At 70.4% G+C, this 26215-nt stretch carries 23 protein-coding genes; 6 read left to right on the top strand and 17 right to left on the bottom strand.

Annotated features, from left to right (window positions below):
- The first annotated feature begins 597 nt into the window (after nucleotides 1–597).
- Entirely contained in the window at nucleotides 598–3513 is a 2916-nt protein-coding gene (locus tag ABZ911_RS01765; RefSeq protein ID WP_358050417.1) for a BTAD domain-containing putative transcriptional regulator, read from the top strand.
- Between the two features lie 84 nt (nucleotides 3514–3597).
- On the opposite strand, the gene ABZ911_RS01760 is transcribed toward ABZ911_RS01765, so the two are convergent.
- From ABZ911_RS01760 to ABZ911_RS01750, 3 genes are all read right to left on the bottom strand, one after another.
- On the bottom strand, nucleotides 3598–4023 hold the full coding sequence (locus ABZ911_RS01760; protein ID WP_358050414.1) for a PIN domain-containing protein: 426 nt from the start codon (nucleotides 4021–4023) through the stop codon (nucleotides 3598–3600).
- Nucleotides 4016–4282, bottom strand: a complete 267-nt coding sequence (locus ABZ911_RS01755) for a hypothetical protein (RefSeq protein ID WP_358050411.1) — start codon at nucleotides 4280–4282, stop codon at nucleotides 4016–4018. Before ABZ911_RS01755 ends, ABZ911_RS01760 begins: the two co-directional genes overlap by 8 nt.
- A gap of 166 nt (nucleotides 4283–4448) precedes the next feature.
- Entirely contained in the window at nucleotides 4449–5603 is a 1155-nt protein-coding gene (locus ABZ911_RS01750) for an acyl-CoA dehydrogenase family protein (RefSeq protein WP_358050408.1), read from the bottom strand.
- A gap of 124 nt (nucleotides 5604–5727) precedes the next feature.
- On the opposite strand from ABZ911_RS01750, the gene ABZ911_RS01745 reads away from it, so the two are divergent.
- Complete coding sequence (locus ABZ911_RS01745) at nucleotides 5728–7041, top strand: UDP-glucose/GDP-mannose dehydrogenase family protein (protein WP_358050405.1); 1314 nt, start codon at nucleotides 5728–5730, stop codon at nucleotides 7039–7041.
- A 100-nt stretch (nucleotides 7042–7141) separates the two neighbouring features.
- Here the strand turns inward: ABZ911_RS01745 and purE are convergent, their stop codons facing one another.
- Nucleotides 7142–7651, bottom strand: a complete 510-nt coding sequence (gene purE / locus ABZ911_RS01740; RefSeq protein ID WP_358050402.1) for a 5-(carboxyamino)imidazole ribonucleotide mutase — start codon at nucleotides 7649–7651, stop codon at nucleotides 7142–7144.
- On the bottom strand, nucleotides 7648–8805 hold the full coding sequence (locus ABZ911_RS01735) for a 5-(carboxyamino)imidazole ribonucleotide synthase (protein WP_358050399.1): 1158 nt from the start codon (nucleotides 8803–8805) through the stop codon (nucleotides 7648–7650). The genes purE and ABZ911_RS01735 overlap by 4 nt, the downstream gene beginning before the upstream one ends.
- Nucleotides 8806–8980: 175 nt before the next feature.
- On the opposite strand from ABZ911_RS01735, the gene ABZ911_RS01730 reads away from it, so the two are divergent.
- Complete coding sequence (locus tag ABZ911_RS01730) at nucleotides 8981–9460, top strand: GtrA family protein (RefSeq protein ID WP_358050396.1); 480 nt, start codon at nucleotides 8981–8983, stop codon at nucleotides 9458–9460.
- Here the strand turns inward: ABZ911_RS01730 and ABZ911_RS01725 are convergent.
- The 9 genes from ABZ911_RS01725 to ABZ911_RS01685 all read right to left on the bottom strand — a co-directional run bounded on the left by ABZ911_RS01725 (nucleotide 9444) and on the right by ABZ911_RS01685 (nucleotide 16635).
- Nucleotides 9444–10724 (bottom strand): ATP-binding protein, encoded by a 1281-nt coding sequence (locus ABZ911_RS01725; protein WP_358050393.1) that lies wholly within the window; start codon nucleotides 10722–10724, stop codon nucleotides 9444–9446. The genes ABZ911_RS01730 and ABZ911_RS01725 overlap by 17 nt on opposite strands.
- A 3-nt stretch (nucleotides 10725–10727) precedes the next feature.
- On the bottom strand, nucleotides 10728–11396 hold the full coding sequence (locus ABZ911_RS01720) for a response regulator transcription factor (protein ID WP_043620820.1): 669 nt from the start codon (nucleotides 11394–11396) through the stop codon (nucleotides 10728–10730).
- A gap of 230 nt (nucleotides 11397–11626) precedes the next feature.
- Nucleotides 11627–12109, bottom strand: a complete 483-nt coding sequence (gene bfr, locus ABZ911_RS01715; RefSeq protein WP_358050390.1) for a bacterioferritin — start codon at nucleotides 12107–12109, stop codon at nucleotides 11627–11629.
- A gap of 16 nt (nucleotides 12110–12125) precedes the next feature.
- Nucleotides 12126–12305, bottom strand: coding sequence for a (2Fe-2S)-binding protein (locus tag ABZ911_RS01710; RefSeq protein ID WP_358050388.1), 180 nt, complete (start codon nucleotides 12303–12305; stop codon nucleotides 12126–12128).
- A 120-nt stretch (nucleotides 12306–12425) separates the two neighbouring features.
- A complete protein-coding gene (locus ABZ911_RS01705) occupies nucleotides 12426–13046 on the bottom strand; it encodes an MBL fold metallo-hydrolase (protein WP_358050385.1) in 621 nt (206 codons plus the stop codon).
- A gap of 20 nt (nucleotides 13047–13066) precedes the next feature.
- Nucleotides 13067–14152, bottom strand: coding sequence for an S-(hydroxymethyl)mycothiol dehydrogenase (locus tag ABZ911_RS01700; protein ID WP_358050382.1), 1086 nt, complete (start codon nucleotides 14150–14152; stop codon nucleotides 13067–13069).
- A gap of 40 nt (nucleotides 14153–14192) precedes the next feature.
- Nucleotides 14193–15194: an adenylate/guanylate cyclase domain-containing protein gene (locus ABZ911_RS01695; protein WP_358050379.1), complete on the bottom strand. Its 1002-nt coding sequence runs from the start codon at nucleotides 15192–15194 to the stop codon at nucleotides 14193–14195.
- Nucleotides 15195–15226: 32 nt separating this feature from the next.
- Nucleotides 15227–15739 (bottom strand): PH domain-containing protein, encoded by a 513-nt coding sequence (locus ABZ911_RS01690; protein ID WP_358050376.1) that lies wholly within the window; start codon nucleotides 15737–15739, stop codon nucleotides 15227–15229.
- 32 nt (nucleotides 15740–15771) lie between these two features.
- The gene (locus ABZ911_RS01685) at nucleotides 15772–16635 is read right to left on the bottom strand and encodes a biotin--[acetyl-CoA-carboxylase] ligase (RefSeq protein ID WP_358050373.1); all 864 of its coding nucleotides are present in this window, start codon (nucleotides 16633–16635) and stop codon (nucleotides 15772–15774) included.
- Between the two features lie 171 nt (nucleotides 16636–16806).
- Between ABZ911_RS01685 and ABZ911_RS01680 the strand changes: the two genes are divergently transcribed.
- The 3 genes from ABZ911_RS01680 (at nucleotide 16807) to ABZ911_RS01670 (ending at nucleotide 21141) form a co-directional block, all read left to right on the top strand.
- Nucleotides 16807–19020 (top strand): FdhF/YdeP family oxidoreductase, encoded by a 2214-nt coding sequence (locus ABZ911_RS01680; protein WP_358050370.1) that lies wholly within the window; start codon nucleotides 16807–16809, stop codon nucleotides 19018–19020.
- Nucleotides 19017–19895, top strand: coding sequence for a formate dehydrogenase accessory sulfurtransferase FdhD (gene fdhD / locus ABZ911_RS01675; protein ID WP_358050367.1), 879 nt, complete (start codon nucleotides 19017–19019; stop codon nucleotides 19893–19895). The genes ABZ911_RS01680 and fdhD overlap by 4 nt, the downstream gene beginning before the upstream one ends.
- A gap of 94 nt (nucleotides 19896–19989) precedes the next feature.
- A complete protein-coding gene (locus ABZ911_RS01670; protein WP_358050364.1) occupies nucleotides 19990–21141 on the top strand; it encodes a DUF418 domain-containing protein in 1152 nt (383 codons plus the stop codon).
- Here the strand turns inward: ABZ911_RS01670 and ABZ911_RS01665 are convergent, their stop codons facing one another.
- From ABZ911_RS01665 to ABZ911_RS01655, 3 genes are all read right to left on the bottom strand, one after another.
- Nucleotides 21142–23763 carry a phosphoenolpyruvate carboxylase gene (locus ABZ911_RS01665; protein ID WP_358050361.1) on the bottom strand — a complete coding sequence of 874 codons (2622 nt, stop codon included), beginning with the start codon at nucleotides 23761–23763 and terminating at the stop codon, nucleotides 21142–21144. It lies immediately after the preceding gene.
- Between the two features lie 64 nt (nucleotides 23764–23827).
- On the bottom strand, nucleotides 23828–25411 hold the full coding sequence (locus tag ABZ911_RS01660; protein ID WP_358050358.1) for a hypothetical protein: 1584 nt from the start codon (nucleotides 25409–25411) through the stop codon (nucleotides 23828–23830).
- Nucleotides 25408–26184 carry an ABC transporter ATP-binding protein gene (locus ABZ911_RS01655; RefSeq protein ID WP_358050355.1) on the bottom strand — a complete coding sequence of 259 codons (777 nt, stop codon included), beginning with the start codon at nucleotides 26182–26184 and terminating at the stop codon, nucleotides 25408–25410. The genes ABZ911_RS01660 and ABZ911_RS01655 overlap by 4 nt, the downstream gene beginning before the upstream one ends.
- Nucleotides 26185–26215 lie beyond the last annotated feature (31 nt).

Genomic DNA, 26215 nt, shown 5'->3' with positions numbered 1-26215 from the left:
AGCACCCTGGCCACCAGGCCCGGCGCAGGATCGAACTACGAGCACGCGACAACGGGGCCGGCGCGCGAAAGGCTCCGGAGCAGAAGACGAACCGTCCCGCTGTTCCGCTGGAGCTCATTTTCGTCGGGCAGACATTCTTCTTCCTTGGCCTGTTCTGGTACGCCAACCCCAAGATCTTCGACGACTTCTTCAGTTTCGCCGCCGGTGACAACCTGCCGCCCCTGGCCCATTTCCTGGTGCCCGTGATCTTCGGCCCTCTCGTCTTCCTCGCGGTCCGCGGCCTCTGGCGCCTGATCGCCCCCGCGTCGAAGCGCCTCCTACGCCGCGTGAGCCGCTCCACCTTCGACGAACTCCCCTGAGAGTCCCTTCGTGGGGTCAAGTACAGCATCTGGCCCAGGAGGAGCTGGCCTGACACACCCGAAGGAGTGCTGCTCGACGAGACCACCAGCAGCCTTGACAGCCTCACCGAGGCCAACCTGTGCCGGCTCTCAGACCAGGATCGTCATCGCCCATCGGCTGAGCACGATCAGGGACGCCTTCGTCACGGTATAAATGCGGAAATAGGTGAAGGGCCAGGATCGAAGGGAAAGGTCATCCGTGGACGCTACGGGGGCTGGGCTTGACTTTTCCGTACTCGGCCCGCTGACGGTGCGGCGAGCTGGGGCGGAGCTCGAGGTCGGCGGGACACGGGTCAAGGCGTTACTCGCGACCCTGCTCATCGCGCAAGGAAGGGTCGTCACCGTCGATCGGATCGTCGAGGCGATCTGGGACGGGCGGTCACCCCGATCCGCGGTCGGCACTCTGCACTCCTACGTCACCAAGCTGCGCCGTACCATCGAGCCGGACCGGCCGTTGCGCGCCGCGCACGGGCTTCTGGACCGGCAGGGGCCCGGCTACGCACTGCGGGTGCGGCCGGAGTCGGTGGACGCGGAGCGGTTCACCGCGCTCGCCGAACTCGGTGCCCGCCTGCTGAACGACGATCCCGCGGTGGCGGCGGAGCACCTGTCGGCCGCCCTCGCTCTGTGGCGCGGCCCCGCGTACGCCGACCTGCGGGACAGCGAGGTGGCGGCGGCCGAGATCGCCCGCCTGGAGAGCACCCGCCTCGACGCCCGCCAGGCTCACGCGGCGGCCCGGCTCGCCATGGGCGTGGACGCCACGGTGCTCAGCGACCTGGAGGTGCTGGTCCGCGAGCACCCGCTGGCCGAACGCGCCTGGGAGCTCCTCGCGCTCGCCCACTACCGGAGCGGGCGGCAGGGGAGCGCGCTGGAGGCGCTGCGCACGGCCCGCGAGCGCCTGCGGGAGGAACTGGGCGTCGACCCGGGCCCCGGGCTGCGGGCCATGGAGATGGCGGTCCTCAACCAGGACCCGGAGCTGGACGGAGCCGCCGCACGGCCGGGCGTGCCGTCCGCCCCCACCGCCTCTCCCGCCCCCGCGGATCACCTCTCGCCGCTCCCCGCCGGATCCGCGGACCCCTCGTCGATCCCGGCCCCGCTGACCAGGCTGATCGGCCGCGACGACGACGTGGCCGCGATCAGGCGCCTGCTGGCCTCCCATCGGCTCGTGACGATCACCGGGCCCGGCGGTTCCGGGAAGACGCGCGCCGCGTTCGAGGTGGCCAGGGAGTACGGCGCGGGTGAGGGCCCATGGGCCGCGCTCCTCGCCGACGTGACCGACCCCGGCCTGCTCCCCGAGCTGGTCGGCGCGGCCATGGGCGCGTCGTACGTCAGGGGCGCCGCGGAGCTGGCCACCGCGATCGGCGACCGCGAGATCCTCCTCGTCCTCGACAACTGCGAGCACCTGGTGGGCGACATCGCCACCCTGGCGGAGGAACTCCTGTCGCGCTGCCCTCGCCTGCGGCTGCTGGCCACGAGCCGGGAGCCCCTCGCGATCACGGGAGAGGTCACCTGGGAGATCCCGCCGCTGGCCCCGGACGGCGCCGGCGTCGAACTGTTCGTCGAACGCGCCCTCGCCCTGCGACCCGGCTGGCGGCCCCGCCGCTCGGAACAGGAACTCATGGCCGGGATCTGCCGCGACCTCGACGGGCTTCCGCTGGCGATCGAACTGGCCGCCGCCCAGACACGGATCCTGTCGCTGGAACAGATCTCCGACGGCCTCACCGACCGCTTCGGCCTGCTCTCCTCAGGATCCCGTACGGCCCCCGCACGGCACCGCGACCTGGAGGCGGTGATCGAATCGAGCGTCCGCCTCCTCACCGGCGAAGAGCGGGAACTCCTGGGCCGCCTCGCCCTGTTCGAGGGAGGCTTCGACCTGGAAGCGGCCCAATGGCTGACCGACCGGCCGAAGGTGCTGCCGAACCTGGCGGCGCTGGTCTCCAAGTCGCTGGTCACCACCGAGGTCACGGGCACACCCCGCCGCTACCGCCTGCTGGAGACGATCAGACAGTACGCGCAGCGCCTGCTGACCGCCGATGAGCGCCACCACTGGGCGAACCGGCACCTCGCCTGGGCCATCGAACTGGCCGACACCGCGAACCGGCGGCTGAGATCGTTCGACGGCGAGATCTGGATGCGACGGCTCCAGCACGAGCAGGCCAACATGCGCGCGGCGCTGGGCCACGCCATGACCACGGGCGACATCGACTCCGCGCTGCGGCTCGCCTGGGCGCTGTCGTGGTACTGGTTCCGCACCGGGCACGCGCACGAGGGCATCGGCTGGCTGACCAGGGCACTCGACGCCGCCGGGCCGGACCATCCGGAACGCGGGCAGGCCCTGGTGGGCCGGGCGATGCTGCGCTACCTCGTGGGAGACGCCTTAGGCGGCAACGACGACGTCATCCTCGCCTCGGAAGAAGCGGAGCGGTCGGGTGAGATCGAGGTCCTCGCCCGCGCCCTGCCGTACCGGGCCTACTTCCAGCAGCTCACCGGCGACCCGGGACACTCGCAGGAACTGATCCGGGAGGCGGCCCGGCTGGTCCCGACCGTCGGCCTGCCGTGGATCGAGGCGGAGATGATGATGATCCGCGGCCAGATCACCCGGGCGACAGGAGACTTCCAGCTCGCGTCCGCGCAACTCATCCAGGCCGCCGACATCGCCGACCTGTGCGGCCACGACTGGGCGTCCGTCTCGGCGTGGTGGATCGGCGCCAAGGTGTCCATGGACCTGGGCGACGCGGAACGGGCGATCCGCCAGGCGGCGCACACCGTCATCCTGCTTGACCGGAGACTGGACGTCACGAGCTGGCTCGCGGGCGTACACGTGCTGGCCGGGGCACTCGGCATGGCGGGACAGGCGATGGAGGGCGCGGTACTACTCGGCGCGGTGGAGGCCATCGGCGGCCGAATCGGCTACTCCCCCGAGGCCATGGACCCACTGGACGGCACCCGCAACGTGTCGGCCGTACGCTCCGCCCTGGCGGAGCAGACCTACGCGGAGGCGGTCGCCATGGGCGCTTCCCTAACCCGCGACGACGTGACGGCAACGGCCCGACGCCTGCTCCCACCGGCCCGAGGGAAGTGGGGTGGCGGGGCTGATCAGCGCCTGCGTGGTAGTTGATCCGTCCCGCGATGCGCTGGTATAAGTCGCCGCTGTCGACCTCTGCGCCCGGGGCGCCGAGCCTGTACCGCCCACGGGGAATCCCTACTCGGGTTCGGCGATCTCAATGAAGAAGAGCTGCCCGTCCAGGGCGTCAGAAGCCTCAGCCCAGCGCCTCTGGTCGAGGGTGAGGATCGGGCACACCGCCACCCCCGCGATGGCGGCTACGTGGGCATCCCAGGGCGACAGTCCTGTCCTGGTGATCACGTCGGCCAGTGTGCTGGCCTGTTCCACGCCTCCCAGCGGAGCCACCTCCACGACCTCGAATGCTGACAGGCCGACCATGAGCGCCTCCGCGTCCTCGCTCCGCGTGTCCAACAGGGCGCCGGTGACGGCGAGGGAAGGGACGACCAGAGGCTGGCCGGTCTGGTCGTAGTGCTGCATGAAGCCGATCAGATCGGAGTCACCGCGGGCGATCTCGATGAGTACTCCGGTGTCGAGAACGTAGGGGGTGGGGGTGAAATCACTCACCAGGGTCCACCTGGAAGCCTTGAGCGCGGGCCTGGTCTTCGACGTGCTTAGTCATCCGGGCGACGCGGACAGGGTCGGCTTGGGCGGCCTTTTCCCGGAGGAGCGCCAAGCCGCGCCGCTCCTGGCGGCGCCTGGCGGCCATCGCCGCGTTGAAGGCGGCAGAAACCGACTCGGCTTTCCCTGTCGCCACGAGCTTTTCCGCGTATTCCGCCAGTTGAGGGTCCACGGTGATGGTGATCCGCTTCTTACTGTCGCTCATACCCGGATCATACTCGGCCGCTAGCTGGCGGGTATCACCTTGCACACAGAAGAGGCGCGAACTCCTCACGGCACACGGGCCCGCCGAGTGGACCCACGGCACTGCAGAACGCCGTCGTCATGGGCGACTAAGAGGCGGGCCTTGGCCCGCCTGGAAGAGCAGCCCTCTACTTGAGGAGTTGCCTGGCCATCACCATGCGCTGGATCTGGTTCGTCCCCTCGTAGATCTGGGTGATCTTGGCGTCGCGCATCATGCGTTCTACCGGGTAGTCGCGCGTGTAGCCGTACCCGCCGAGGAGTTGCACCGCGTCCGTCGTGATCTCCATAGCCGCGTCCGAGGCCGCGCACTTGGCCGCGCTGGACAGGAAGGTCAGGTCCTTCTGCGGCTTGCCGTGCATGGCGAGTTCTGACTTGGCCGCCGCCACGTACGTCAGCTGCCGGGCCGCCTCCAGCTTCATCGCCATGTCGGCGATCATGAACTGCAGCCCCTGGAACTCGGCGATGGCCTTGCCGAACTGCTTGCGCTCCTTCACATACCCGATCGCGTAGTCCAACGCCCCCTGCGCGATCCCCAGTGCCTGAGCCGCGATGGTCACCCGGGTGTGGTCGAGGGTGGCCAGTGCAGTCTTGAACCCGGTCCCAGGCTCTCCCACCAGGCGGCTGACCGGAATGCGCACGTTCTCCAGGATGACCTGGCGAGTAGGCGAGGCCCGGATGCCCAGCTTCCGCTCCTTGGCTCCGAAGCTGACCCCTTCGTCCCCCTTCTCCACCACAAATGCGGAGATTCCCCGCGCCCCGGCGGACGGGTCGGTGACGGCCATCACGGTGTAGTACTCGGACAGGCCCGCGTTGGTGATCCACATCTTGGTCCCGTTGAGGACGTAGTGGTCTCCGTCGAGCACGGCCCGGGTCTTCATGGCCGCCGCGTCGGACCCGGCTTCGGGCTCGGAGAGTGCATAGGAGAACATGGCCTCCCCAGAGGCCACCGCCGGCAGGTACCGCTGCTTGACTTCAGCGGAGGCGGACAGCAGCAGAGGTACGGTCCCCAGCTTGTTCACAGCCGGAATGAGGGAGGACGACGCGCAGGCGCGCGCGACCTCCTCGATGACGATGACCGCGGCGAGAGCGTCACCTCCGGCGCCGCCGTACTCCTCAGGGACGTGGATGGCGTGCAGGTCAGAGGCCACGAGCGCCTTGTACACGTCCCACGGGAACTCCTCGCGCTCGTCGGCCTCGGCGGCTCGGGGCGCGATCTTCTCCTCCGCCAGCGCGCGGACGGTCTCGCGGAGCATCTCGTGCTCCTCACTGAGGGCGTAGGTCATACCTGAATACTAGGACGTCCAAGCATCTTGTTACCAGTCGGTACCATTTCCCGGTTTGCCCAGGTGGCACAGTGGAAGACATGGGGGGCCGGTAACATGCCTTGGCGGAGAAAGGAGCTCACACGTGCCATATCGCCTTACGGTGATCGGAACCGGATACCTGGGCATCACCCACGCGGCGTGCATGGCGGATCTGGGATTCGACGTCCTCGGCCTCGACATCGACGCCGACAAGATCCGCCGCCTGCAAGCCGGTGAGCTTCCCATCCACGAGCCTGGGCTGGAACCGGTGCTGCGGCGCGGGCTCGAATCCGGCCGGTTGCGCTTCACCACCTCCTACGAGGAGGCCGCGGCATTCGGCGACGTGCACTTCCTGTGCCTGGGCACGCCCCAGAAGGCCGGCGAGTACGCCGCCGACGTCTCCTACCTCGACCGCGCCGTCGAGTCGCTGGCCCCGCACCTGACGCGCGACTGCCTGGTGGTCGGCAAGTCCACGGTCCCCGTCGGCACGGCGGCCCGCCTGGCCGAGAAGCTCACCCTTCTGGCCCCGGTGGGGTTGGGGGCCGAGCTGGCCTGGAACCCGGAGTTCCTGCGCGAGGGCTTCGCGGTCAAGGACACCATGCACCCGGACCGCATCGTGATCGGCGTGACCTCCGAGCGCGCGGAGAAGATCCTGCGTGACGTGTACGAGCCGCTCGGCGAGGTGCCGATGGTGGTGACCGACTTCCCGACCGCCGAGCTGGTCAAGTCGGCCGCCAACGCGTTCCTGGCCACCAAGATCTCCTTCATCAACGCGATGGCCGAGGTGTGCGAGGCGTCCCACGCGGACGTCAAACAGCTCTCAGAGGCCCTGTCCTACGACGACCGCATCGGCGGTCGTTATCTCAACCCGGGCCTCGGGTTCGGCGGCGGCTGCCTGCCGAAGGACATCCGGGCGTTCATGGCCCGCGCGGGCGAGCTGGGCGCCGACCAGGCGCTGACCTTCCTGCGCGAGGTCGACGCGATCAACAAGCGCCGCCGCGCGCGCATGGTCGACCTGGCCCGCGAGCTGGCCGGCGGTTCCTTCCACGGCTGTACGGTCGGGGTCCTCGGCGCGGCCTTCAAGCCCAACTCCGACGACATCCGCGACTCCCCCGCGCTCGACGTGGCCGCGACGATCGGCCACCAGGGCGGCCAGGTCACGGTCTACGACCCGATCGCCCTGGACAACGCCCGCAAGGCGCACCCCCACCTGTCCTACGCGATCTCCGCCCTGGACGCGGCCCGCGGCGCGAACGTGGTGCTGCTGCTGACCGAGTGGCAGGAGTTCATCGACCTCGACCCGGAGGAGCTCGGCGGCGTCGTCGCCACCCGCAAGATCGTCGACGGCCGCAACGCCCTGAACGCCGAAACCTGGCGCTCAGCGGGCTGGCACTACCGCGCCCTCGGCCGCCCCTAGAGGCAGGCCCGCCCGTACGGCAAGCCCAACCTCCCTCACCTCGCCGCCCCCACGCGCGCCCGCCGCTCGACGCCACTCGTGCGCGCGCGGCGGGCCGCCGTTACGTCGTCTCGTCCAGGAGTTGCCCGGCTTCCGCCCGCAGCCGCTCGCCCTTGGCGTACGCCTGCTCCTTGAGCAGTTCCTGGAAGCGTTCCATCCTCGCCCGCAGCGTCTCGTCCGCGGTCGCCAGGATGCGCACCGCCAGCAGCCCGGCGTTCCGCGCGCCGCCCACTGCGACGGTGGCCACCGGCACCCCTGCGGGCATCTGCACGATGGACAACAGCGAGTCCATCCCGTCGAGGTACTTCAGCGGCACCGGCACCCCGATCACCGGCAGCGGCGTCACCGAGGCCAGCATGCCGGGCAGATGCGCGGCCCCGCCGGCCCCGGCGATGATGACCTTGAGGCCGCGGCCGGCGGCCTGCCTGCCGTACTCGATCATTTCCACCGGCATGCGGTGCGCGGAGACCACGTCGGCCTCGAACGGGACCGAGAACTCGGCGAGCGCCTCGGCGGCCAGCCGCATGACCGGCCAGTCGGAGTCGCTGCCCATGACGATGCCGACGCTCATGTGTACTCCCCGGTGGTGAGGTAGACGGCGGCGTGCCTGGCGCGGGCGCGCACGGTGTCAAGGTCGGTGCCGAGGGCGGTGACATGCCCGATCTTGCGACCGGGACGCACCTCCTTGCCATAGAAATGCAGCTTGATGCCCGGATCGTGGGCCATCACGTGCTCGTACCGCTTGAAGAGGTCGGGGTCGGCGCCGCCAAGCAGGTTGGCCATGACGACGTACGGCGCGGTGGGGGCCGGGGAGCCGAGCGGCAGGTCGAGGACGGCTCGCAGGTGCTGCTCGAACTGGGAGGTGGCGGCGCCCTCGATGGTCCAGTGGCCGCTGTTGTGCGGGCGCATGGCCAGTTCGTTGACGACGAGGCCGTACTCGGTCTCGAACATCTCCACGGCGAGCAGCCCGGTCACGCCCAGCTCGTCGGCGATCTTCAGGGCGATGCGCTGGGCCTCGGCGGCGTCCTCGGGGTCGAGGCCGGGGGCGGGGGCCAGCACCTCGACGCAGATGCCGTTCTCCTGGACGGTCTCCACCACGGGGTAGCTGACGCCCTGCCCGTGCGGGGAGCGGGCGACCAGCACGGCCAGCTCGCGCCTGAAGGGGACGAACACCTCGGCCATGAGCGACACGCCGGTGGCGAGCGCCTCGGCGGCCTCGGCGGCGTCGCGGCAGACCCACACGCCCCGCCCGTCGTAGCCGCCTCTGATCGCCTTGAGCACCACGGGCCAGCCGTGCTCGGCGGCGAACCGCTCGACGTCGGCGAGGTCGTCGACGCGGGCCCACGCGGGGCACGGCGCGCCGAACCCGGTGAGCCGCTCGCGCATCACCGCCTTGTCCTGGGCGTGCACGAGCGCGCCGGCCCCGGGATGTACGGCCAGGCCGTCGGCGGCCAGCGCCCTGATGTGCTCGGTGGGCACGTGCTCGTGGTCGAAGGTGATCGCGTCGCAGCCCTGGCCGAACTCGCGCAGGACCTCCAGGTCGCGGTAGTCGCCGAGGCGGGTGTCGACGATCACCCGGGCGGCGCTCTCGCCGGGGTCGTTGGCCAGGACCCTGAGCTCGACGCCGAGCGCGATGGCCGGCTGCTGCATCATGCGGGCCAGCTGGCCCGCTCCGACCACGCCGACGACGGGCCCGATGGGACTGAAGGAAGTGGGGCTGCTCACGTGAGCTGAGCATACCTTCGGACTCGGCTTGACCTGGAGCGGGTGGTGAAGAGTGCGATATGAGGGAATGTTCCGACCTGCGCACGGCGGCCGAGGTGACGCCGGTAGCCTGGAAAGGCCGGGCAAGGGTGCCGCTCGGTCGGGGTGCCGAAACCGAGAGGACCGTGCAGGAATCGTGCAGTTGCTGAGACGTGCGTACCAGCGAGTCGGCCACCTGGTTCACGAGCTGGCGAAGTTCGGCACGATCGGCGGCATCGCGTTCGTCATCGACACCGGCCTGCTCAACCTGTTCAAGCTGGTCGTGGGGGAGGGCCCACTGACCTCCAAGGTGCTGGCCACGGTCATCTCCACGACGTTCGCCTACCTCGGCAACCGCTTCTGGACCTTCCGGCACCGCGAGCAGAGCGGCCTGGCCCGGGAGTACTTCCTGTTCTTCCTGCTCAACGGTATCGCGCTGCTGATCGGCCTGCTGGTGATCGGCTTCACCACGTACACGCTGGAGCTGCACGACCCGTTGAGCTACAACATCGCCAACATCGTGGGCGTGGGCCTGGGCACGCTGTTCCGCTACTGGTCCTACAAGAAGTGGGTGTTCCTGTCGGCGACCGAGGACATCCCGCAGGAGCTGCCCGGCTCCTCTACGCGGGTCCGCTGACCACCCGGGTCCTGCCCTGGTCGTCGTCCGCGGGGCGCAGGAAGAGGGCGAAGACCGCGGGGCGGCGCCGTACCAGCTCCAGGCGGCCGCCGTCGGCGGCGGCCAGTGCGCGGGCGAGCGTCAGCCCCAGGCCGGTGCCGCCGCCTCCGCTCACGTTGCGTTCGAAGATCTTGGGCGCTATCTCGTCGGAGATACCGGGACCCTGGTCGGCGACCTCCACGACGATGTAGTTGTCGCTGCGGCTGGTGGTGACCGTGACGGGGCCTCCTCCGTGGCGTAGGGAGTTCTCCAGTAGCGAGGCGATCACCTGGCCGAGGCCGCCGGTGGTGGCGAGGGCCTTCAGCCCCCTGGCGCCGTCCAGGACGAGCGCCCTGCCCGCCCTGCGGAAGGCGGGGTCCCACTCGGTCACCTGTTGGATGAGCACCTCGTCGAGGGCGATCGGCTCGGCCTGGGCGTGGCGCTGGCGGCGGGCGGCGGCCAGCAGTTCGTCGATCACCGCGGTGAGTCGTTCGGCCTGGACGATCGCCGCCTCGCCCTCCTCCCTGACGATGGCGGGCTCGTGGGAGGCCGCGACGATCTCCTCCAAGCGCATGGTGAGCCCGGTGAGCGGCGTGCGGAGCTGGTGGGAGGCGTCGGTGGCGAATTCGCGTTCGCGGGTGAGCAGGTCGGAGATGCGGGTGGCGCTGCGGTCGAGCACCTCCGCCACGCGGTCGAGCTCGGGGATCCCGTAGCGGTGTTTGCTGGGCCGGGCGTCTCCCGAGCCCAGCCGTTCCGCGATCTTGGCCAGATCTTGCAGGGGCAGCGTCAACCGGCGGGACTGCACGATCGCCAGTCCCACCGCCACGGCGAGAGCCGCGACCGCGAGGGCCACGATGAGCAGCAACCGCGCGCGGACGTCCTGCTCGACCTGGGCCCGGTCGCGGCTCACCACGACGTAGATGCCGCTGTCGGACTGCGCCTTCTCCTCCATCCGCTGGCCGGTCGGCGACGGCGTGCCGACGATGGTCGCCTTCGGCGGGTTGCCGCCTTCGTAGATCTGGATGTACCTGTCCGGGTACTTCTGCTCCAGCTGTTGCGGGTCGAGCGGCGTCTCCTGGATGCGGGCGTATTCCACCTCACCCACCAGACGCGTCGCCTCCCCTCTGAGCTCCTGGGCCGCTTCGTCATAGATCAGTCTGCTGACCACGATGCCCAGCGGGACGCCGAGCAGCAGCACCGCGATGACCGCGACGACCAGGGTGGAGGAGAGCAGGCGGCGGCGCATCGCCTACTCTCGCTCGAACCGGAAGCCGACTCCGCGAACGGTGGTGATGTAGCGCGGCTTCGCGGCGTCGTCGCCGAGCTTTCGGCGGAGCCAGGAGATGTGCATGTCGAGCGTCTTGGTCGAGCCCCACCAGTTGGTGTCCCACACCTCGCGCATGATCTGCTCGCGGGTGACGACCTTTCCGGCGTCGCGCACGAGCACGCGCAGCAGGTCGAACTCCTTGGTGGTCAGGTGCAGCTCCTTCTCCCCCATCCAGGCGCGCCGGGAGTCGGCGTCGATGCGCACGCCCTGGACGACAGGGGTCTCTGAGGTGCCGCGCCGCAGTAGCGCCCGCACGCGGGCCAGCAGCTCGGCGAGCCTGAACGGCTTGGTGACGTAGTCGTCGGCCCCGGCGTCGAGGCCGACGACGGTGTCGACCTCGTCGACGCGGGCGGTGAGGATCAGCACCGGTGTGCCGTGCCCCTCCGCGCGGATCCGGCGGGCTACTTCGAGCCCGTCCATCTCCGGCAGGCCTAGGTCGAGAACGATGAGGTCGATGCCCCCCGACAGAGCCCTCTCAAGGGCCTGCGGGCCGTCGGGGCTCACCTCAACCTGATAGCCCTCTCGGCGCAGGGCGCGCGCGAGTGGCTCGGAAATCGAGGTGTCATCCTCGGCGAGAAGTACGCAGGTCATAAAGCGATCGTAGGACCTTAGGCGATCGTTTCCCGGGCACAGCGCGCGGTTTGACTCGTCGTTGACCTATCCATTGACCTGGGCAAACGCTGATAAATGGCGGCTAGTGGGGGTTTAATGACCGCGTTTTCCCTGCGCCCACGGGCAAGCGGCGTGAAACAAGATCAAGCGTAAATGAGGACACGCCCGCCGGAACGGATTCCGATGGGCGTGTCGCATGAAGTCAGCGCTTAGTCCGCGGACGGCGGCTCGGCGTAGCGAGCGAGGTAGAGCTGCTCGCCGAGGCTCTGGATGAGCGCGAGCTCGGTTTCGAGGTAGTCGATGTGCTTCTCCTCGTCCTCCAGGATCTCCTCGAACAGCCGGGCCGAGGTGACGTCGCCCTTCTCACGCATCAGCGTGATGCCGGGCCTGAGTCGCTCGACCACCGCCACCTCCACCTCCAGGTCGGCCCGGAGCTGCTCCGGGACGGTCTGGCCGATGTGCAGCGTGCCGAGACGCTGGTAGTTGGGCAGGCCCTCAAGAAAGAGGATGCGGTCGGTGAGTCGCTCCGCGTGGCGCATCTCGTCGATGGACTCTTCGCGGGTGTACTTCGCAAGCTTGGTATATCCCCAGTGCTCCTGCATCTTGGCGTGCAGGAAGTACTGATTGATGGCGGTGAGCTCCGCGGTGAGCTGCTCGTTGAGCAGTTCGATGATCTGCTTGTCGCCCTGCATGTACGGGCCCCTCGTGCTATGCGGTCGGAATCAGGTCCTCGGACCTTTTCAGGATCGCACAGATCTTCCGCACGCAAGAGGCGCAGTCCCCACCGGCGCCCGTGGTGTCGCGGATCTGACGCGCACTCTTGGCGCCGGCCGCGATGCAGTCGTGCACCTCGTGTTCGGTCACGGCACGACAGACACAGACGTACATCTGGGGGACAGCCTCTCACAGGAGCAAGGTCATTAGGTTAGGCACACCTAAGATAACCCATGATGGTTAGGCTTGCCTACGTGTGATAGGCCACATCCTTGCTCCTGTGCGAAAACTTGGTCAGTGGCCGCGGGCCAGCCATTCCTCCAGGTGGGGGGCCTCCGCGCCGATGGACGTCGAGGCGCCGTGCCCGGTGTGCACCACCGTCTCGGGCGGCAGCGGCAGCAGTCGCGTCCTGATCGACTCGATGATCGTGTCGAACGACGAGTAGGACCGGCCGGTCGCGCCCGGCCCGCCGTTGAACAGGGTGTCGCCACTGAACAGCACGCCCAGGTCGGGCGCGTGCAAACAGACCGCGCCGGGCGCGTGACCGGGCGTGTGCAGCACCCGCAGCCCGATCTCCCCGACCCGCAGCTCGTCGCCGTCCGCCAGCGGCGTGTACGGCACCGCCTCGCCGTACACCGCCTCCCAGAGCACCTGGTCGGCCGGGTGCAGCATGATCGGCGCGCCGGTCAGCTCCGACAGTTCGGCGGCGGCGTTGATGTGGTCGTTGTGCGCGTGCGTGCACACGATCGCCCGCACGATCCGGTCGCCCACCCGCTCGGCGATCGCCGCCGCGTCGTGCGCGGCGTCGATGACGACGACCTCGCGCGCGGAGCCGACCAGCCAGACGTTGTTGTCGACCTCCCAGGTGCCGCCGTCGAGCGAGAACGTGCCCGACGTCACCACCTTGTCGATCATGGTCGTCCGCTCTCCCACCATTACCAGACCACCACCGAGCGCAGCACGTCGCCGGTGTGCATCTTGGCGAAGGCCTCCTCGACCTCGTCCAGCGCGATCGTCTCGGTGACGAACCTGTCCAGGGGCAGGCGGCCCTGCAGGAACAGGTCGATGAGCATCGGGAAGTCGCGGGAGGGCAGGCAGTCGCCGTACCAGGAGGACTTGAGCGAGCCGCCGCGGCCGAACACGTCGAGCAGCGGGAGCTCCAGCGTCATCTCCGGGGTCGGCACGCCGACCAGGACGACGGTCCCGGCCAGGTCGCGGGCGTAGAACGCCTGCTTGTACGTCTCGGGGCGGCCGACCGCCTCGATCACCACGTCGGCGCCGAAGCCGCCGGTCAGCTCGCGGATCGCGTCGACCGGGTCGCTCTCGCGGGAGTTCACCGTGTGCGTGGCGCCGAAGTCCTTGGCCCAGGTGAGCTTGCGCTCGTCGACGTCGACGGCGATGATCCGGGCCGCGCCGGCCAGCGAGGCGCCGAGGATCGCCGCGTCGCCGACGCCGCCGCAGCCGATGACGGCCACGGTGTCGCCGCGCATGACGTTGCCGGTGTTCAGCGCGGCGCCGATGCCCGCCATCACGCCGCAGCCGAGCAGCCCGGCGACCTGCGGCGCGGCGGCCGGGTCGACCTTGGTGCACTGTCCGGCGGCGACCAGCGTCTTGTCGGCGAAGGCGCCGATGCCGAGCGCGGGCGACAGCTCGGTGCCGTCGGCCAGCGTCATCTTCTGGGTGGCGTTGTGGGTGTTGAAGCAGTACCAGGGACGGCCGCGCAGGCAGGCCCGGCACTCGCCGCAGACCGCCCGCCAGTTGAGGATCACGTAGTCGCCCGGCGCGACGGACGTCACCCCCTCGCCCACGGCCTCCACCACGCCGGCGGCCTCATGGCCCAGCAGGAACGGGAATTCGTCGTTGATGCCCCCCTCGCGGTAGTGCAGGTCGGTGTGGCAGACCCCGCAGGCCTGCACGTCCACCACCGCCTCACCGGGCCCGGGGTCGGGCACGAGCACGGTCTCCAGCGAAACGGGCAGCCCCTTGCCCCTGGCGATCACACCTTGCACTTCGTACGGCATGCGAACCTCATTTCCAGAACTTTCGTGAAACGTACACCTGTCAACCGGACGGCTTGCGCAGCACGAACGGCTGCACCAGCCCCAGCCCGCGCGCCGGCCTGCGGCGGATCCGCTGCACCTCGACGCCGGACACGTCGCCGAGCCCCTCGGCCAGCCCCTCGTCGACGACGACCGTGCCGGGCCTGGCCATGGCGGTGAGCCTGGCCGCCAGGTTGACCGTGGTCCCGAAGACGTCACCCAGCACCGGCAGGACCGGGCCGAAGGCCATGCCGATGCGCACCTCGGGGCCATCGCGCTCGCCGTCGAACACCTCGGTCAGGTCGAGCGCGATCGCGGCGGCCTGCCGGGCCGTGGGCGCGGTGAACAGCACCTCGTCGCCGAGCGTCTTGACCAGCCTGGCGCCGTGCGCGGCCACCACGTCCGACGCCTTGGCCTCGAAGCCCTCGACCAGCTCGGCCAGCGCCACCTCGTCCAGCTCGCGGGCCCGGCGGGTGAAGGAGACCAGGTCGGCGAAGCCCACCGCGATCGACACCCGGACCGCGCCGGTCTCGTCGTTGACGTCGGCCATGGTCAGCAGTCGGGTGCCCGCAGCGGCCAGTTGCTTGCGCCAGACGTGCACGAGGACCTGTTCGAAGTCGGGGAGCAGGTGCTCGGTGAGGGCGAGGACGCGGGCCAGGTCGGCGTCGGACGGGGTGTCCGAGCCGAGCATCGCGCCGATCATGATCTCGGTCTGCCACTGGGCGAGCCGCGCGGTGGTCTGGCCGAGCGCCCGGGTCATCCGGATGATCGTCGCCTCGTCGAGCCCCCCGCCGTCCAGCATCGTGCGCACCCGGCCGAGCGCGGCCACGTCGGCGTCGGTGAAGGCCACCGCGTCGTCGCCGAGCGTGGCGAAGCCCAGCGCCCGCCAGATCCGCTCGGCCAGCGCCTGCGACACTCCGGCTTTCTCGGCCACCTGCGCCCTGGTGTACCGGGCCGGCGGTCCGACGAACAGCCGCTCGACCTGCTCGGCCGTCGGCCGGCTCACCGGTCGCTCCTCGTCCACGTCATCCCCCCGTCCCAGGAGGGTACGCCACGTCACCGGCCGTCTACTTCTCCGTCCGAGGCGTCCTCCACCAGCCGGAACAACTCGGCCCGGACATCCTGGATGTGCGGGATGTCCTTGAGCTCGATCTGGCCCTTCTCCCCGGCGGACTCGACGGTCAGCGTGCCGCAGCCGAGCATCCGCTCCGCGAACGTCTGATCCGAGCTGACCGTGTTGACCTTGGTCATCGGGATCTCGTCGGTGGACTTGTTCAGCACGCCGGTGCTGATGGTGAAGCGGTGCGTGGTCAGCACGTAGCCGGTGTTCTTCCACTGCAGGTACGGCACGAACGCCCACACCGTCAGCAGGATCAGCGCCACGGCGATGACGGCGATCCTGCCGTACAGCGCGAACTCCCAGTCGCCCGGGATGAGGAACAGCCCGGCGCCGGAGGCGGCGACGATGAGGACGAGCGCGAGGAAGGGGACGATGAGCCGCTTCCAGTGGGGCTGGAACGAGCGGATGCGCCGCTCGCCCTGAGTCAGATGATGATCCGGGAGAGCCATGCGCAAATCGTGGCACGGCGCCCCTGCGGCCGCTAGGAACTTGGTCGAACGTGGACCACGTCCCCGGCGCTCAGCGTGTGCTCGCCGTCCGGCGCGCTCACCTGGAGCTGCCCTGAGGCGTCCACGCCCGTGGCGGTGCCGGTCAGCGTCCGGTCGCCGGGCAGTTCGACGCGCACCTCGCGGCCGATCGTCGCGCTGGCCGCCTGGTAGGCCGCGCGCAGCCCGCTGGCGTCGGCGTCGCCGTCCGCCGCCGTCCAGTCGCGGTAGTGCTGTTCCAGCTCCCGCAGGATCGCCCTGAGCAGCGGGTCGCGGTCGGTGCCCGCGACGCGTTCCAGATCGTGGCCCTGGGCGGGCCGTCCGGCGCGGGCCAGTTCGATCGCCAGCGAGGTGGCGGTCGGCACCGGCAGTTCGGCCTCGCGCAGCGTCACGTTCAGCCCCATGCCGATGATGACCGCGTCCTCGACCCGCTCGGCCAGCACGCCGGCCAGCTTGAGCTCCCCGGCCAGCAGGTCGTTCGGCCACTTGAGCCGGACGTCGACCTCGGCGACCCGGCGCACGGCCGAGGCGGCGGCGACCCCGAACAGCAGCGGCAGCCAGCCGTGCCGGGCGGGCGGCACGGTGGGCCGCAGCAGCACTGAGAACGTCAGCCCCGACCTGGCGGGCGCCGACCAGCTACGGCCGAGCCTGCCGCGGCCGGTGACCTGCTCCTCGGCGACCAGCACCGCGCCCTCCGGAGCGCCCTGCCCGGCGGCGGCCGCCAGGTCGGCGTTCGTGGATCCGGTGCTGTCGACGACGGTGACGGACGACCACAGGCTGCCGGGGCGCACCAGCGCGCGGGTCAGCGCCGCCTGCTGCAGCGGCGGGCGGTCGAGGTTGGTGAAAGGCGAGTCGGGCACCTCTCCATCTTCCTCGCCCGGTCCGGCGAGCCGCTCACCGGGAGTTCCCTGTGAGCCTCACGGCCTGCGTGGCGCGGCTTTCCGGGTCCTGCTCCTGGCGCGCGACCTCTGATCTTCCGTATCGCGGAACTCGACTGTCGCTTCGGGGCGCTGAAGTGGGAAAATAGGTGCATGAGCCGACGTCTCGATCCTCGCAACTGGGCCAGCCTGCGGCCGTTCGGCATCGGGCTGCGCAAGCCGAACAACTACCTGGAGTTGTGGAAGGCATTCAAATCCGTCAAAGGCAACAGACGATACGCGCTGCGCATCCTCAATCAGGGCACGTGTGACGGCTGTGCGCTCGGCACGCAGGGCATGCGTGACTGGACGATGGACGAGATCCATCTGTGCAACATCCGGCTGCGGCTGCTGCCGCTGAACACGATGCCCGCCCTGGACATCTCGGTGCTGGACGACGTGTCGAAGCTGGAGCGGAAGAAGAGCGCGGAGCTGCGGGAGCTGGGGCGGCTGCCGTACCCGATGATCCGGCGGGCCGGGGAGCCCGGGTTCACCCGGGTGAGCTGGGACGAGGCGTTGCGCGTGGCGGCGGACGCGGTGCGCGGCAGCCGGTTCGGGGCGTACCTGACCAGCAGGGGGATGCCGAACGAGAACTACTACGCCGCGCAGAAGGCGATTCGGGCGCTCGGCTCGAACAACATCGACAACGCCGCGCGCATCTGCCACTCGCCGTCCACGGTCGCGCTGAAGCAGACCATCGGGGCGGCGGCCACGACCTGCTCCTACACCGACTGGATCGGGTCGGACCTGATCGTGTTCATCGGGTCGAACCCGTCGAACAACCAGCCGGTGGCGATGAAGTACCTCTACCACGCCAAGAAGGCCGGGACCCGGATCGCGATGGTGAACGCCTACCGCGAGCCTGGCATGGACAAGTACTGGGTGCCGTCGAACGCCGAGTCCGCGCTGTTCGGCACGAAGATCACCGATGATTTCTTCGGTGTGAACATCGGCGGCGACATCGGCTTCCTCAACGGCCTGCTCAAGCACCTCATCGAGAACGACTGGCTGGACGAGGCGTTCATCGAGGCGCACACCAAGGACTTCGAGAAGGTACGGCAGACGGTGGCCGGGCAGACCTGGGAGGAGTTGGAGGCGCTGTCCGGCTCCACCCGCGCGGAGATGCTGCGCCTGGCCGAGATGCTCGGGCAGGCACGCACGGCGGTGCTGGTCTGGTCCATGGGGGTCACCCAGCACGCCTTCGGCGAGGACAACATCCGCGCGATCGTCAACCTGGGGCTGGCCAGGGGGTTCGTCGGGCGGGACAAGTGCGGGCTGATGCCCATTCGCGGGCACAGCGGCGTGCAGGGCGGCGCCGAGATGGGCGCCTACGCCACTGGCCTGCCCGGCGGCCTGCCGGTCACCCCACAAAATGCCGCAAAATTTACGGACATGTGGGGATTCAAGGTGCCGGGTGAGCCCGGACTCACCGTCACCGACATGATCGACGCGGCGCACGCGGGCGACCTCGACGTGCTCATCTCCTCCGGCGGCAACTTCCTCGAAGTGCTGCCCGACCCCCGCTACAGCCGGGAGGCACTGGCCCGGTTGAAGCTGCGGGTGCACATCGACATCGTGCTGTCGTCGCAGATGCTCGTCGAACCCACGGACGGCGACGTGCTCTTGCTGCCCGCGCAGACCCGCTACGAGATGGTCGGCGGGATCACCGAGACCTCCACCGAGCGGCGCATCATCTTCTCCCCCGAGGTCGAGGGGCCGCGCATCGGCGAGGCCTGGCCCGAGTGGAAGATCTTCACCGAGCTGGCCGCCCGCACCCGGCCGGAGATCGCGGCCGGCGTCCACTTCACCGGGACCCCGCAGATCCGCGCGGAGATCGAGCGGGCCGTACCGTTCTACGAGGGCATCGCCGCACTCCACAAGTTCGGCGACAACGTGCAGTACGGCGGGCCCCACCTGTTCGCCCAGGGGCGCTTCCAGACCCCCGACGGGCGCGGCCTGTTCACCGCCGTGACCCTGCCCGACGTGGTGCGGCCGGACGGGTCGTTCATGGTCGCCACCCGGCGGGGCAAGCAGTTCAACAGCATGGTCCACGAGCGCATCGACCGGTTCAACGGCGCTCCGCGCGAGGCCGTGCTGATCAGCGCCTTCGACGCCGACCGCCTCGGCCTGCCCGACGGGACGCCCGTGGAGCTGCGCTCCGGCGAGCGCACCTACAACGGGAAGGTGCTGCGGGCGCCGCTCATGCCCGGCAACCTGCAGATCCACTGGCCCGAGGGCAACATCCTGCTCGACGAGTCCCGCCGCTCCCCGGACGCGCACATGCCCGACTTCAACGCCGCGGTCACCCTCCGGAGGCTCACCCCATGACCAGCCCGCCCGACCCCGGCTCCGGGGTACTCCCCCGCCCGGGGCCCACGACTCGGGTGCGCATCCGGGAGATCTCCGGCTCGGCCGTCCGCGACCGGCGGGACGACCTCGCCACCGAGGAGCCCCTGGAGGTCCGCCTCACCGGCGCCGACTCGGGACGCAGGACGGTGGCGATCACCATGCGCACCCCAGGCCACGATTTCGAGCTGGCCGCGGGCTTCCTGCACGGCGAGGGGATCGCCGGGCCGCACGACATCGCCGCGATCAGCTACTGCACCGACGACGACGTCCTGCCCGAGGCCCGCTACAACACCGTCACCGTCCGCCTCGAAGGCCCCATCCCCGACCTGCCCGCCCTCGAACGCCACTTCCTCACCTCCAGCGCGTGCGGCGTCTGCGGCTCGGCCAGCCTCGAAGTCCTCCGCGACCGCTGCTCCCCCCTCCTCCCGGACGACATCACGATCAGCCCCGCCGTCCTGTACGGCCTGCCGGACACCCTCAGAAAGGCGCAGGGCGTCTTCGGCAAGACCGGCGGCCTGCACGCGGCGGGCCTGTTCACCGCCGAAGGCGAGCTGCTGGCCCTGCGAGAGGACGTGGGCAGGCACAACGCCGTCGACAAGCTGGTCGGCTGGGCCTCCATGACCGGCCACCTGCCGCTGGCCGGGCACGTGCTGATGGTGAGCGGCAGGGCCAGCTACGAGATCATGCAGAAGGCCCTGACCGCCGGGATCCCGGCGGTGTGCGCGGTGAGCGCCCCGTCGTCCCTGGCGGTCGACCTGGCGCGGGAGTTCGGCATGACCCTGATCGGCTTCCTGCGGGGCGAGCGCTGCAACGTGTACGCGGGCGAGGAACGCATCCCGCGCCCACCCCTGTAGGCTCCGCGTCCTGCCTACCGGAGCCGACTTTGGTTGGGGGTGCAGGCGGCCAACGGGCGATGTTTCCGGAGCCCGACGGCCCTAGCTTCGGGGCATGACGCAGATCGAGGCGCCCGCAGTGGGAGGGCGCGTTCATGAGGTCGATGCCATCCGGGGGCTGGCATTAGCCGGGATCCTCATCGCGAACATCGGGTACTTCGCCGACCCGGGGAGCTCGATCGGGGGCAACGGGCCCGTCCCGGATGATCCGGTCACCTTCCTGATCAGCACGCTGGTGCTGACGAAGTTCTATGTCATCTTCTCGTTCCTGTTCGGCTACTCCTTTACGCTGCAGATGCGGTCCGCCGAGCGGGCGGGAGTGAGCGTGCGGGCCAGGACGCTGCGGCGGTGCCTGGGGCTGTTCGCGATCGGGGTGCTCCACGGGTACCTGCTGTGGATCGGTGACATCCTCACGCTGTACGCGGTGCTCGGGCTACTCCTGCTGGCCATGCGCGGCTTCAGCCCCAGGAAGGCCCTCATCACCGGCACGGCGATCATCGGTGTCACGTCGCTGATCTGGCTGGCGCTCGCCGGGTTGCTCTCCCGCTTCCCCGGCCGCGGCGGCGCGCCCGCCACGGACCCGGACGCGGTCGCCAGAGTGCTGGCGCTCGCCACCGGCAGCCCGCTCGACGTCCTGACCCTGCAGGCGGAGCTGTACCCGCCGATGGCGAACTTCGTCTGGATCGTCCAGGGGCCGACGGCGGTGGCGCTGTTCCTGTTCGGGCTGGCCGCGGGCAAGTCGAAGCTGCTGGAGAAGCCGGACGGGTGGGCGCACCTGCTGCCCCGCATCCAGTGGATCGGCTTCGGCGTCGGGCTGCCCGCCGCGGTCTTCTTCACCTGGGCCAGCACCCAAGGCTCGGCGATGTCGGTGGTCGCGACGGCGGTGAACAATGTGACCTCGCTGCCGCTCGCCGCCGCGTACGTCGCGACGCTGCTCAGGCTGGTCAGGCGCTACCCGGTGATCGGCGGCGCGCTGACCCCGGCGGGGCGCGTCGCCGCCTCCAACTACGTCGGCCAGTCCTTGCTCGCCGCCCTGGTCTTCACCGGGTACGGCCTCGGCCTCGCCGGGCAGGTCTCCCCACTCGGCATGCTGGCCGTGGCCGCCGCCATCTACACGCTGCTGCTCCTGCTCAGCGCCTGGTGGCTGCGGAATCACCGCTACGGCCCCGTCGAGTACGGCCTGCGCCGCCTCACCAACTGGAACTGATCACCCGGTGTTCTGCAGCCCGGCCGCGACGCCGTTCACCGACAGCAGCAGCAGCGTGGACAACCGTTCCGCCTCGTGCTCGGACACCTCCTGGGTGCGCAGCGCGGTGAGCGCCCGCAACTGCAGGTGCGAGAGCGCGTCCACGTAGGGATCGCGGAGCTGGACGGCCCGGGAGAGCACCTTGCGGTTCTCCAGCAGCCTGGTGTGCCCGGTCACCTGCAGCACCAGGCTGCGCGTCCGGTCGTACTCCGCCAGCACCTGCCCGGCGAAGTCGGCCCGCCCGCCGAGCGCGAGATAGCGTTCGGCGATCGACCGGTCGGTCTTGGCCAGCGACATCTCCGCGTTGTCGAGCAGGGCGTTGAACAGCGGCCATTCCGCGTAGGCGGCCTTCAGCTCGTCGAGGGAGTCGGCGGAGGCGAGGCCGCTGCCCAGGCCGTACCAGCCGGGGAGGTTGACCCTGGTCTGGGCCCAGGCGAACACCCAGGGGATGGCCCGCAGGTCGTCGAGCGAGCGGGGCGCGCCGAGGCCGCGCCGCGCGGGGCGCGAGCCGAGGCGCAGCGAGCCGATCTCCTCCAGCGGGCTGACCAGCGCGAACCACTCGGGGAAGCCGGGGGCCTCGGTGAGCGCGCGGTAGGCGCGTTCGGAGGCGGAGGCCACCTGCTCGGCCAGGCCGCGGAAGCGTTCGGCGGCCGCGGCGGTGCGTTCGCCGATCGTGGGCGAGGAGGCGAGCAGGACGGCGTTGGTGACCTGTTCCATGTGGCGGCGGGCGATGGCGGCGTGGCCGTACCTGGCGAAGATGACCTCGCCCTGTTCGGTCACCTTGAAGCGGCCCGCGACCGAGCCGGGGGCCTGGGCGAGCACGGCCCGGTTGGCGGGGCCGCCGCCCCGGCCGAGCGCGCCGCCCCGGCCGTGGAAGAGGCGGAGCTTGACGTCGTTGGCCGCGGCCCAGGCGGTGAGCCGCTCCTGCGCCTCGTACAGCTTGAGGGTCGCGGCGGCGGGGCCGAGTTCCTTGGCCGAGTCGGAGTAGCCGAGCATGACCTCGACGCGGCGGTCGTTGTCGTCGAGGCGCCTGCGCACCTGGGGCAGTTCGAGCATGCCGGCCAGGACGGCGGGCGAGTTGTCCAGGTCCGCGCCGGACTCGAACAGCGGCACCACGTCCAGGACGGGCGCGCGCTCGCCGAGGGCGTGCGCGGCCAGTTCGTAGACGGCGGCGATGTCGTCGGCGGTGCGGGTGAAGGAGACGACATAGCGGGAGCAGGCGCGCACCCCGAAACGTTCCTGGATCCAGCCGATCACCCTGATCGTGGAGAGCACCTCCTCGGTGCGCTCGGACAGCGCGCCGCCCCCGCGGATCTCCTTCAGCGCCGCCGCGTGCACCTCGGAGTGCTGGCGCACCTCCAGCTCGGCCAGGTGGAAGCCGAACGTCTCGACCTGCCAGATGAGGTGCTGCAGCTCACCGTACGCCTGGCGGTGGGCGTCCGCGGCGACCAGGGAGTCCTGGGCCAGGCGCAGGTCGGCCAGCAGGTCGTCGGGCGAGCGGTAGGCCAGGTCGACGTTGCGCCGGTGGGTGGCGGTGATGCGGGCGGCGACGAAGAGCAGCCACTGGCGGTGCGGCTCCTGCGGCGAGCGGGTGTCCAGCTCGGAGACCAGCTCGGGGTGGGCGTCCTCGGCGGCGGCCAGCACGGTCCTGAGCTCGGGCGTCGCGGGGGTGAACTGGGCGGCCGCGGTGAGCGTGCGGGCGATGCGGGTGCAGGCCGCCTCCAGCGCGGCCAGCACGTGCTCGGAGTGGATGAGCACGGCGCCGCGGGTGACCTTGGCGGTGACGTTCGGGTTGCCGTCGCGGTCGCCGCCGATCCAGCTTCCGTAGCGGATGAACGACCTGGCCAGCGGCGGGCGGGTTCCGGTGCCCTCGCCGAGTGCGGCGTCGAGCGAGCGGTAGACCTGGGGCACGACGCGGAAGAGGGTCTCGTCGAAGGCGGCCATCGCGGTGCGCACCTCGTCGAGCGGGTCGAGCTTGGTGCTGCGGAGCTGGGCCGTACGCCAGAGCAGGTCGATCTCCTCCAGCAGGCGGCGCCTGCTCTCCTCGCGGTCGGAGGCGCCGCTGCCGGGCATGTTGTACTCGGTGAGCCGGCCGCTGATCCGCTGGATCGCGGTGACCACCGCGCGGCGGCGCGCCTCGGTGGGGTGCGCGGTCAGCACGGGGTGCAGCTCCAAGCCCTCGACCAGCTCGGCGACGCGCTCGTGGCCGAGCTCCTCGACGGCGTGCGCGAGCGACTCGCGCTGCGTCTTGTCCTCGGCGTCGCGGCGGCGCAGCGTCCTGATCCGGTAGTGCTCCTCGGCCAGGTTGGCCAGATGGAAGTAACAGGTGAACGCGCGCGCGATCAGCACCGCGCGCTCGATCTCCCACTCGCCGACCATGGTGGCGACCTCGTCGGCCGACACCTCGCGGCGGCGCGCGCCGATGACCGCCTTGCGCAGTCTCTCGACGTCGTCGAGCAGGTCGGAACCTCCCTGCTCGGCGATCACCTGACCTAGCAGCTCGCCGAGAAACCGCACGTCACGGCGGAGTTCGTCGGGCATCTCGATGACGGCACTGTGACGCTCAACGGCCTGGTCAATCATGTGTCGAAGGTTACAGAGTCACCTTGAGCGAGCGACGACCGGTCTCACCTAATGGACTAGACCATTAGGTGGACTTCGACACCGCGGCCAGCAGGTCGGGCAGGCGCGGGTAGCCGATGCTCCCGGCCAGCCGCCGCCCACCCCAGGCCACCAGCAGGCCGTACGGCACCGCCACCGCGCTCACCCAGGTGAGGCCGAGCAGCACCGGCAGCACCAGCGGCACCCCGAGCAGCCCGGTGCCGATCATCGCGCCGAACGACCCGGCGAAGGCCAGCCCGCCCTGCCCGGGGGCCGCGCCGGTGAAGGCATTGAGCCGCTCGGGCACCGTGTAGGGCACCACCACGCTGGTCACCGCGCCCACCCCGAGCCCCACGCCGAGCAGGCCCCAGGCGGCCAGCATCGCGGGCACGCCGGCGGCGAGGTCGCCGGCGAACAGGCCGAGGGCGATCGCCAGCAGCCCGAGCAGCGGGACGGCCAGCGAGGCCGTGGCCAGGTGCCGTCCGGCCAGGTCGGTGCGCAGGTCGCGCTCGGAGCCGAAGACGACCGCGTTCATCCACAGCGAGCGGCCGTCGATGCCGAACGAGTTGCCCGACTGCAGGGAGATCATCAGCGCGCCCATCGCGGTCAGGCCGATCACCAGCGGCGGGCCGCTGAGCCCGCTGTCCCCGGTGCCGCTGAGGGAGAACCCCAGGACGACGGTGACCACGATCGCGGCGAACCAGCCGACCCGGAAGCGGGGGTCGCGCCGGATGTACTTGAACTCCTTGGCCACCACGGCGGCCAGCGGCCCGTCCGGCAGGAACCGCTCGGCCAGGCCGGAGGACCTGCGGACCGAGGCGGCCTGGGTGGAGGCGTCGGAGGTGACCAGGGCCCGCGCCAGCGCCTTGATCCACAGCCAGCCCGCCAGCAGCACGACTAGCGCGACCACGGCGAGGTCGGCGAGTCCGGCCAGGCCGCCGTCGGCGATGGCGTGCGCGGCCAGGCCGGGCGGGGTCCAGCGCAGCACGTCGGCGGTGGCGGCCAGCATGGCGGGCAGGTCGCCGACGCCGCGGTTGACGATCAGGTTGGGGAGCTGGGCGAGCAGCACCACGAAGACGACCGCCACGGCCATCAGGTCGCGGCCCCGCCTGCTGCGCAGGGCGCCCGACAGCGAGGTGGTGACGAGCCGGGAGACGACCAGGCAGAGGGCGAACTGCAGGAGCACGGCGAGCACGCCGAGCAGGATCCCGCCCGCCCCGCCGGCCAGCCCGACGATCGCGCCCGCGGTGACGACCAGCGTCGCCAGCGGCCAGACGCCGGTGGCCGAGGAGGTGAACAGGCCGATCGCCAGCTCGCGGGTGGACAGCGGGAACAGCGACAGCCTGGACGGGTCGAGCGTGTCGTCGAGGCCGAAGGCGAGCAGCGGCACCACGGCCCAGCCGACGAGCAGGACGGTGAAGGCGACGACGCCGATGTCGGCGGCCACGTCGGCGGGGGCGAGCCGGATCAGCGTCATCAGCAGGAAGCCGCCCGCCGCGATCACGGACGCGGCGAGCAGGGTGAAGACGAAGCCCAGCTTGCGGGTGGCGTCCCCGCGTAGGTTTCCGGCGATGAGCTGGATCTTGAGCTGGGCGAACAGGCGCGCCGTCTGGCCCGCGCCGAGGCTCACCGGCCGTCCTCGGCCTTGGCGCCGAGCCAGCTCAGCCCCTCGTCACCGCTGCCGCGCGACCCACCGACCAACTCCAGGAACGCCTGGTTGAGGGTACGGCCGGCGCGCACCTCGTCCAGCGCACCTTGGGCGACGATGTGGCCGCCGCTCATCACCGACACCCAGTCGCACAGCCGCTCGACCAGGTCCATGACATGGCTGGAGAAGATCACCGTGGAGCCGGAGGCGGTGTAGCGCCTGAGCACCTCGGTGAGCGTGTTGGCGCTGACCGGGTCGACCCCCTCGAACGGCTCGTCGAGAAAGAGCACGTCGGGGTTGTGCAGCAGCGCGGCGGCCAGGCCGATCTTCTTGCGCATGCCGGTGGAGTAGTCGACGACCAGCTTGTCGGCGGACTTGACCAGGTCCATGACCCGCAGCAGCTCCTCGGCGCGCTGCTCGACGTCGGCCTTGGGGATACCGCGCAGGCGGCCGTTGTAGTGCAGCAGTTCGCGGCCGGACAGCCGCTCGAACAGCCGCAGCCCTTCGGGCAGCACGCCGATCCGGGCCTTGACCTGGACCGGGTCACGCCAGACGTTGAAGCCGCCGATCTCGGCGAGACCCCCGTCGGGGCGGAGCAGACCGGTGATCATACTGAGGGTGGTGGTCTTGCCCGCTCCGTTCGGGCCGACCAGCCCCGCGAAGCTCCCTGCCGGGACGACCAGATCCACCCCTGCGACCGCTACCTGCTGACCGAATCTCTTGTATAGGGCGTCTGTTCGTACCGCTTCAACCATGTGTCCACCCTACGAGAATCGGCTGTCAGCA

The organism is Nonomuraea sp. NPDC046570, from assembly GCF_040645915.1.
In the GTDB taxonomy this organism is placed as follows: Bacteria; Actinomycetota; Actinomycetes; order Streptosporangiales; family Streptosporangiaceae; genus Nonomuraea.
This window is presented reverse-complemented; position numbering and strand designations above follow the sequence as displayed.